Source organism: Microbacterium sp. B19, from assembly GCF_000333395.1.
Lineage (GTDB): Bacteria > Actinomycetota > Actinomycetes > Actinomycetales > Microbacteriaceae > Microbacterium.
The window spans coordinates 1-7,735 of the sequence record NZ_BADA01000430.1 but is presented as its reverse complement, the minus strand read 5'-3'; the positions used below and the strand labels follow the sequence as shown (position 1 = coordinate 7,735).

At 70.6% G+C, this 7,735-nt stretch carries 9 protein-coding genes; 5 read left to right on the top strand and 4 right to left on the bottom strand.

What is annotated here, in order from left to right; genetic code table 11:
* On the top strand, positions 1-1,172 hold a 1,172-nt coding region (locus I5G_RS15060; protein WP_022879795.1), incomplete at its 5' end, for an MFS transporter.
* Between the two features lie 12 nt (positions 1,173-1,184).
* On the opposite strand, the gene I5G_RS15055 is transcribed toward I5G_RS15060, so the two are convergent.
* Positions 1,185-2,537, bottom strand: a complete 1,353-nt coding sequence (locus tag I5G_RS15055; protein WP_022879794.1) for a D-alanyl-D-alanine carboxypeptidase family protein — start codon at positions 2,535-2,537, stop codon at positions 1,185-1,187.
* Positions 2,538-2,681: 144 nt separating this feature from the next.
* Here I5G_RS15055 and I5G_RS24835 point away from each other — a divergent pair, with 144 nt between their 5' ends.
* Positions 2,682-2,852, top strand: coding sequence for a CsbD family protein (locus I5G_RS24835; protein WP_022879793.1), 171 nt, complete (start codon positions 2,682-2,684; stop codon positions 2,850-2,852).
* Between the two features lie 99 nt (positions 2,853-2,951).
* Positions 2,952-3,917: an aldose 1-epimerase family protein gene (locus I5G_RS15045; protein WP_022879792.1), complete on the top strand. Its 966-nt coding sequence runs from the start codon at positions 2,952-2,954 to the stop codon at positions 3,915-3,917.
* 57 nt (positions 3,918-3,974) lie between these two features.
* Here the strand turns inward: I5G_RS15045 and I5G_RS15040 are convergent, their stop codons facing one another.
* A complete protein-coding gene (locus I5G_RS15040) occupies positions 3,975-4,382 on the bottom strand; it encodes a hypothetical protein (protein WP_022879791.1) in 408 nt (135 codons plus the stop codon).
* Between the two features lie 201 nt (positions 4,383-4,583).
* Here I5G_RS15040 and I5G_RS15035 point away from each other — a divergent pair, with 201 nt between their 5' ends.
* The gene (locus I5G_RS15035) at positions 4,584-5,387 is read left to right on the top strand and encodes a DNA-formamidopyrimidine glycosylase family protein (RefSeq protein WP_022879790.1); all 804 of its coding nucleotides are present in this window, start codon (positions 4,584-4,586) and stop codon (positions 5,385-5,387) included.
* 275 nt (positions 5,388-5,662) lie between these two features.
* Here the strand turns inward: I5G_RS15035 and I5G_RS15030 are convergent, their stop codons facing one another.
* The gene (locus I5G_RS15030) at positions 5,663-6,211 is read right to left on the bottom strand and encodes a type 1 glutamine amidotransferase domain-containing protein (protein ID WP_022879789.1); all 549 of its coding nucleotides are present in this window, start codon (positions 6,209-6,211) and stop codon (positions 5,663-5,665) included.
* A gap of 152 nt (positions 6,212-6,363) precedes the next feature.
* On the opposite strand from I5G_RS15030, the gene I5G_RS26780 reads away from it, so the two are divergent.
* Complete coding sequence (locus I5G_RS26780) at positions 6,364-6,495, top strand: hypothetical protein (RefSeq protein WP_275574426.1); 132 nt, start codon at positions 6,364-6,366, stop codon at positions 6,493-6,495.
* A gap of 11 nt (positions 6,496-6,506) precedes the next feature.
* On the opposite strand, the gene I5G_RS15025 is transcribed toward I5G_RS26780, so the two are convergent.
* On the bottom strand, positions 6,507-7,735 hold a 1,229-nt coding region (locus tag I5G_RS15025), incomplete at its 5' end, for a DHA2 family efflux MFS transporter permease subunit (protein WP_022879788.1).

The following is a 7,735-nucleotide window of genomic DNA, read 5'->3' as shown; positions in this document are numbered from 1 at the left end:
CGCCGGATTCGCCGGACTCGCTGATCTACGTCTACGGCCTGTTCGCCGTGACCTTCGTGGTGCGGCCGCTCGGCTCGTGGCTCTTCGGACGGCTCGCGGACACGCGGGGCCGGGAACGGGCGTTGGTCGCCGCCGTCACCCTGATGTCCGCCGGATCCGTCGCGCTGGCGGTCGCTCCGACCGAGCGGGTGATCGGGGCGTGGGCGGCCGTGCTCCTCGTGGTCGTGAGCATCGTCCAGGGCATCGCCACCGGGGGTGAGTACGCGGCGGCCACGGTGCTGCTCTCGGAGTCGGGCACACGGGGGCACCGCGGCTTCTTCGCGTCCTTCCAGGCCACGACGATCGTGGGCGGTCTCGTGCTCGCGCAGGGCACGCTCCTCGTGCTGCTGGCGATCAGCGATCGCGCCGCGGTGTCGGAGTGGGGATGGCGGGTCGCGTTCGTCGCGGGCGGCGTAGCCGGACTGGCGTCACTGCTGTGGGCACGCAGGTCACGACGCGTCACGCCCGCCAGCGCCCCCGCAACGCCCGCCTCGACGATGACGGAGCTACTGCGGGAGTACTGGCATCCACTCGTCTGGGTGATCCTGCTGACCGCCGGGGGGAGTGCGGCGTTCTACACCGCGACGGTGACGGTGCCCTACCTCCTCCGCGAATCGGCGTTCGCTGCGGGCGGCGCCCGGGCCGAGGTCACGGAAACCGGACTCGTCTTCGCGGCTTTCGTCGTCCTCATGCTGATGCAGCCGCTGGGTGGGGCTCTCAGCGACCGGATCGGGCGGAAGCCCCTCCTCGTCGCCTTCGCGTGGCCCGGGGTGCTGGGGGCGGGTGTGCTGGTGACCGAGACCGCTCGAGTGACATCGGCTCCGGCAGTTCTCGGCATCCTGGTTCTCGCCTTCGCAGTTCTGACCTGCTACTTGTCGGTGAACGGCATCGCCAAGGCGGAGGTCTTCCCCGCCCATATCCGCGCGCTCGGGGTCGGTTTCGGCTACGCGGTCGCCAACTCGCTCTTCGGCGGTACGGCTCCGCTGATCTACCACGCCACGGCCAGCGAGGGCAGCGTCGGATTCGTCGTGTACCTGACCGTGCTGCTCGGGGTGACCCTCACCGCCGCTCTCGCGATGCGCGGAGGGGCCGCGACCGTGTTGGATGCGCCGCGGGGGTCGGCAGAGCGCTGACGGGCCTACTGATCAGCCGCCCGGCGAGGAGAACGGCGCGCCGAGCTGTCCCGGGTGCGTCAGCCGCCACCAGAGGGTCGGGGGCTCGAGCGTGCCGACGATCTGGACGTCGGAGGACGCGGTGTTCGGGCCCGCGCTCCAGGTAACGGTGCCGACGGTTTCGTCGTTCGTCCAGGACGGGGGAGTGGCGATGTCCGCCGCCGTCGCGATCGGGGTGTCCGACCACGTCCGCAGCGTGGCCGTGCGGCTGAGGACGACCTCCGCCTCGGCACCCCACGCGGTCCGGACCTGCCCGATCCGGTCGCCGGCATTCCCGACCGTGACGTCGTGGAATCCGGCGGTGATGCTCTCGAGGAACGCCGCGACGTCGTGGTCCGTGCTGTCGTGCGTTTCGCCGCCGAGACGGACACCGGTGATCTGCAGGGGCGGCCCGATCCCGACGTCGAGGAGCGAACTGAACAGGAGGTTGAACGTGCCGTCCCCGAGGTTTCCGGTCTTGAGCCCCCGAACGCCGTCCCTGCCGAGCAGATCGTTGGTGTTCGTAACGGTGCCCGGCCCTCCGGGCAACGAGATCGAGGTCATTCCGACGATTCCCGCGAGCGCGGGGTTGGCCTCGGCGATCTTCCCGATCGCGATGAGATCGCGCGGCGTGGAGATGTTGCGGTCGTCGAGGCCGGTGGCATCCACGATCCGGGTCGAGGTGAGGCCGTTCGTGGCGAGCCACGCGTTGGCCGCGTCGACGTAGGCATCCTCGGAACCGTATCCCCAGCGCGCGAGGGCGACGGCGTAGTTGCTCGCGGACGGGAGGAGCATGGTCGCGAGCGCGTCGCGCAACGACAGGGAGGAGCCGTCGGGCATCTTCGCGATCGTCGCGCCCCGGACGTAGAACTGGTCGTAGAGGTCGGTGTCGGCCTTCGTGAACGCCACCGTCGGACCGGGATCGTTCGGCCCGGCGAGCGGATGCCGGTCCAGGACGACGAGGGCGGTGATCAGCTTCGCGATGCTCGCGGTCGGCCGCGGATCGTCACCGCCGGACGCGGCCCACGCGCCGTCCGTGTCCGGACCCATGTATTGCTCGCCGCCCGTGATGCTCGCACGCATCGAACCCGACGAGGGAAGGGCGATGTGGGCCGCCTCGCCCGGTGCGACGGCCGGCGGCTTCGTCGTCAGCGTCGGGGCGGGAAGGGCCGCGGTCGCGGCCCACCAGACGTAACCGCCCGCGCCGACGAGTGCCACGAGCACCGTGACCAGCACGACGACCAGCGCGATGCGACCCGCACGACCGGACCCGGACGCCGCAGGCGCCTCGTCCATGAGATCGGCGAACATCGTCAGCTCGTCGGTCTGGCTCGGTGTTTCCCCCATGGCATCCCCCTGCCTCGAACCTAATCGGTCCGACCCGCTTCCTCACCCTCGCGCGATTTTCAAGCCCCCCGAGAATCCGAGCGGGCGCGCCTAGCGTGGCGGCATTCCGGAATCATCCGGGCAACCAAGCGGAAGGAGTCGGCCATGGGTCTCGACGACAAGATCAAGAACACCGCAGAGGACATCGCCGGTAAGGCGAAGGAAGGCTGGGGCAAGGCCACGGACAACGAGCGTCTCGAAGCCGAAGGCCAGGCCGACCAGACCAAGGCCGACCTGAAGCAGGCCGGCGAGAACGTCAAGGACGCCTTCAAGTAAGTCGCCCTCCGGACGCCCCGATCCGCGGACACGCCCGCGGTCGGGGCGTCCGTCGTTGCGGGGCACGTGATCCGTCCACGGGATCGGGATAATGGCGGGATGACCGATGTCGCCCCTTCCGTGACCACCGCCGTCTCCGGAACCCCCGTCGTCCTCCGCGCCCATGGCTATGAAGCCGCGATCGCGAGCGTGGGCGCCTCCCTCCGATCCCTGACCCACGATGGGCGCGACCTCGTCGTCCCCTTCGCCGCCGACGAGGTGCGCCCGTACTTCCGCGGTGCGACCCTGGCGCCGTGGCCGAACCGCGTCGTGGACGGGGCGTACGTCTTCGGCGGCGAGGAGTACCAGCTCGCGCTCACCGAACCGACCCGCGGCCACGCGCTGCACGGGCTGCTCGGTTGGGCGGACTGGTCGGTCGTCGACGGCGACGAGGAGTCGGTGACCCTCACCGCCGTCGTGCCCGCGCAGGACGGCTACCCGTGGTGGGTCGAGGTCACCACGACCTACCGGCTCGGCCCCGACGGGCTCACGCAGACCGTCCGCGCCACCAACCGTTCGCAGGCCCCCGCTCCGTGGGGCACCGGGCCGCACCCGTACCTCGTCGCGGGCCCCGGTGCGCTCGACTCGTGGACGTTCGAGCTTCCGGCCGACACCGTGCTCGAGGTCACGCCGGACCGGTTGGCGCCGGTGGGGCTGGCATCCGTCGCCGTGGACGCCGAGCGATTCGATTTCCGGGCTCCGCGCGCGATCGGCGCCGTCGAGATCGACCACGCGTACACCGATCTGATCCGGGATGCCGGCGGCCGAGCCACCGTCACCCTCACCGACCCGTCGGGCACCGGCGTGGCGCTCTCGTGGGACGCGGGCTGCGGGTGGGTCCAGATCCACACCGCCGACCGCCCCGAAGGTCCGGCCCACCCGGCGAACCGGGCGGGGCTCGCGGTCGAGCCCATGACGTGCGCTCCGGATGCCTTCAACGACCAGGCCTACGACTTCGCCACGGGCCTCATCGTGCTCGCGCCGGGCGAGAGTCACGAGGTCGGCTGGACGATCTCGGCACGCTGACACCAAACGACGCCGCCCCGGTCACTGGACCGGGGCGGCGTTCGTGCATTCCTGGCGTCAGACGACCTGGGTGCCGCACATCCCGCACATGCCGTCGGCCGAGACCTCGACGAAGCAGTCGGGGCACATCGCCCGGACGGGACGGTCGGTGACCGGCGTCGGCTTGGGGGAGGTGGTGCGACGCTCGGCGCGCGGTGCGGACGCGCGCGCCTTCTTGAGCTGCACAGGAGCCGCGGGAGCGGGTGCGGGCGCAGGCTTGTGCGCTTCGCAGTAGAACCGCACGAACCCGCCGTGGTGCTTCGGATGACGGTGCTTGACCGCCCACAGCTCGGTGCGGTCGAACAGCTCTCCGTCGGGACCGCACCCGACGCAGCGGGTGGGCTCACCGGGGACGACATCGGCGACCACGACGGGCACGTCGAAGGCGATGGCATCCCGCCAGTCCGAGGACGAGACGATCTTCATGGGGGACCCTTCTTCGGCGGTTCGGGCCGCCTCACCCTCAACGGTACGCGCCTCCGCAGCGACGCGGGGACGTCCGACTGGTGCACAAGGGGTGGACTCGGCCGAGGACCCTCCCGTTAGGTTGGGAGGAATCGGTCCGGTCGGTCGGCGGGGGTGGCATCCGTTCCGCTGTCCGGTCTGCGGGACGGAAGGGGAGTCACCATGCCCGAAGCGCCGGAGGTCGAAGCGCTCACGCTCTTCCTGCGCGAGCGGCTCACCGGCCACGCCGTGATCGCGGTGGAACTGGCGGAATTCCGCGCCCTCAAGACGCGGGCGCGGCCGCTCGACGGCCTCGTGGGACGCACCGTCACGGGAGTCACGCGGTACGGCAAGCACATCGACATCGACCTGGGTGGCATCCACCTCTCCCTCGGGTTCGGTCGGGCCGGCTGGGCGACGTGGGACACGGACGCTCCGGACGGTGCGGCCCTGATCGCCACGGTGACCTTCGACGACGGGGTGCTGGGCATCACCGACGCGGGCGACTGGCTCTCCGTGCAGCTGCACGTCGTGGACGACCCGCTCGAGGTGCCCGCGGTGGCGAAGCTCGGATTGGATGCCGCCGACCCGGCGTTCTCGCGGGAGGATCTCGCGCGGGCGCTCGGGAAGCGTCGGAAGCAGCTCAAGGCGCTGCTGCAGGAGCAGGAATCGCTCGCCGGAATCGGCAACGCCTATTCGGACGAGATCCTGTACGTCGCGCGGCTGTCGCCCGTGGCACACGCGGCGTCGCTGACCGACGACGAGGTGACGCGTCTCCACGCGGCGCTGCGTTCCGTGCTGGACGAAGCGGTGGCAGCCCGACGCGGAGTTCCGATCGCGGAGCAGAAGGCCGCGAAGGTCGCCGCGATGCGCGTCCATGGCCGCACTGGCGAGCCCTGCCCCGACGGCGACGGAACGATCGAGGACATCCCCGGCACGAAGGGCGGCGGCCAGTACTGCCCGTCGTGCCAACCGCTTTCGGCGTGAGGTCGGGGGCCGGGTTTGTTGCGGCCTCGTGCGCTGGGTCAGTGATCTGCGTGATGTCAGTTGCCGCGGGCGGATCGCGGCTGAGGTTGTGCCGATCGCTGAGGTTGTGCAGGGGCGCGGGGGATGGATGCCACGGCCGGTCGGTCAGTGATCGGCGTGATGTCAGTTCGATTGGGGGCGTCGCGGCTGAGGTTGTGCGGATCGCTGAGGTTGTGCCGGTGCCCGGGAACGCCGCGGGGCCCCGAGCCGTAGCCCGGGGCCCCGCGACGACGCGCTCAGGTCGTCTGGCCGGCGTGCTCGCCCTCGGCGAATTCCTCGACGAGCTTCGCGTTGAACGCGGGGAGGTCGTCGGGGTTGCGGCTGGACACCAGGCCCTGGTCGACGTGGACCTCCTCGTCGACCCACGTCGCGCCGGCGTTGCGAAGATCCGTCTGCAGCGTCGGGTAGCTGGTGAGCGTGCGGCCCTTCAGGACGTCCGCCTCGGTGAGGATCCAGCCGCCGTGGCAGATGACGCCGACCGGCTTGTGCTGGTCGAAGAAGGCGCGCGCGAAGTGCACGGCATCCTTCACGATCCGGATGTCGTCCGCGTTCTGCACGCCGCCCGGGAGGACGAGGGCGTCGAAATCGTCGGCCGTGGCCGAGCCGACCGGGAGGTCGACCTTCTGCTCGTGGCCCTTCTCGCCCGTGACGCTGCCGTCGGCGGGCGAGACCAGCACGGCCTCCGCCCCGGCCGCGGTGACCGCGTCCCAGGGGCTGGTGAGCTCGCTGTCTTCGAAGCCGTCGGTGAGCAGGAAGGCGATGCGCTTTCCGGTGAGGTCCGTCATGGGGACTCCTCTCGCAGGGGATCGGGGGATGCCACAACGGTAGGAACCGCTTCGCGCCAGGGAACGGGGGTTGCGGATGCCGTTGACCCGGGGTACCGCGAGCGGCTCCGATTCATCATGCCGATGCGTCGGAGCAGGCGTAGCATGGAGGGATGTCCGGTGACACCACCCCTGATACCGAGACGCCGTCGAAGCCGCTCCTGACGCTTCTGACCTCACCGGTCGACGACGACGCCCCCGCTCCCGCGTACTGCTGCAGCGGCGGTTCCTGCTCGCTGAGCTGAGGCTCCCCGCCTCAGTGCCCGACGGGGGCCGCGCCCTCGATCTGGTCGGCCGGCTTGCGGATGACGAACGCGCCGACGATGAGCGGCAGCGAGACGATCGCCGCGATCATGAACGCCATGCGAGCACCCGCGGCATCGCCCTCGGCTCCACCGCCCGCGCTCGCGGAGACGCCCGCCATGACGGTGACGAGCAGCGCGATGCCCGCGGCCCCGGCGACCTGCTGCACGGTTCCGACCACCGCGGACCCGTACGAGTAGAAGCGCGGCTCGAGCGACCCGAGCGAGGCGGTGAACAGCGGCGTGAACGAGAGCGCCAGGCCGATCGACAGCACGGTCTGGGCGATGATCAGCAGGACGAACGACGTGTCGGTGCCGACCGTCGAGTAGTACCAGAGCACGGCGCTCGTGATGATCGCACCGGGGATCAGGAGCACCTGCGTGCCGCGTCGGTCGTAGATCCGACCGATGAGCGGACCCGCGAGACCCATCGCGAGCGAGCCCGGGAGGACGGCGAGTCCGGTCTCGAGCGCGGTGCGACCGAGCACGTTCTGGAGGTACAGGGGCACGAGCGTGATCGCGCCGAAGAACGCGAGCGACATCACACCGAGCTGCACGACCGACAGCGTGAAGTTCAGCGACCGGAAGACGCGCAGATCGAGCAGCGCGGCGTCGGCCCGCTGCAGGCGCACCTGCCGCCAGCCGAACAGCGCGAGCGCGACGATGCCCACGGCGAAGGACGCGACGAGCGTCACCGTCGCAGTCGCGGCGGCGTCGGTGGCATCCGTCGATCCACCGTGACCGCCGCCGATCTGGCTCAGGCCGAACACGATGCCGCCGAATCCGAGCGCCGACAGCACGACGGACAGGACGTCGATCGGGGCCTCGCGCGTCTCACCGAGGTTGCGGATCCAGCGGGCGCCGACGAAGAGCGAGACGAGAGCGATCGGCAGAACGATGCCGAAGATCCAGTGCCAGCCGAGGGAGTCCAGGACGACGCCCGACATCGTGGGGCCGATTGCGGGTGCGAGGGCCATCACGATGCTCACGCGCCCCATCATGCGGCCGCGGTGCTGCGGCGGCACGATCGTCATGAGCGTGGTCATGAGCAGCGGCATCATGATCGCGGTGCCGGAGGCCTGGATGACGCGCGCGGCGACGAGCAGCTCGAAACCGGGGGAGAGGAACGCCACCAGGGTGCCGAGCGAGAAGAGGGTCATCGCGGTGATGAACACCTGACGGG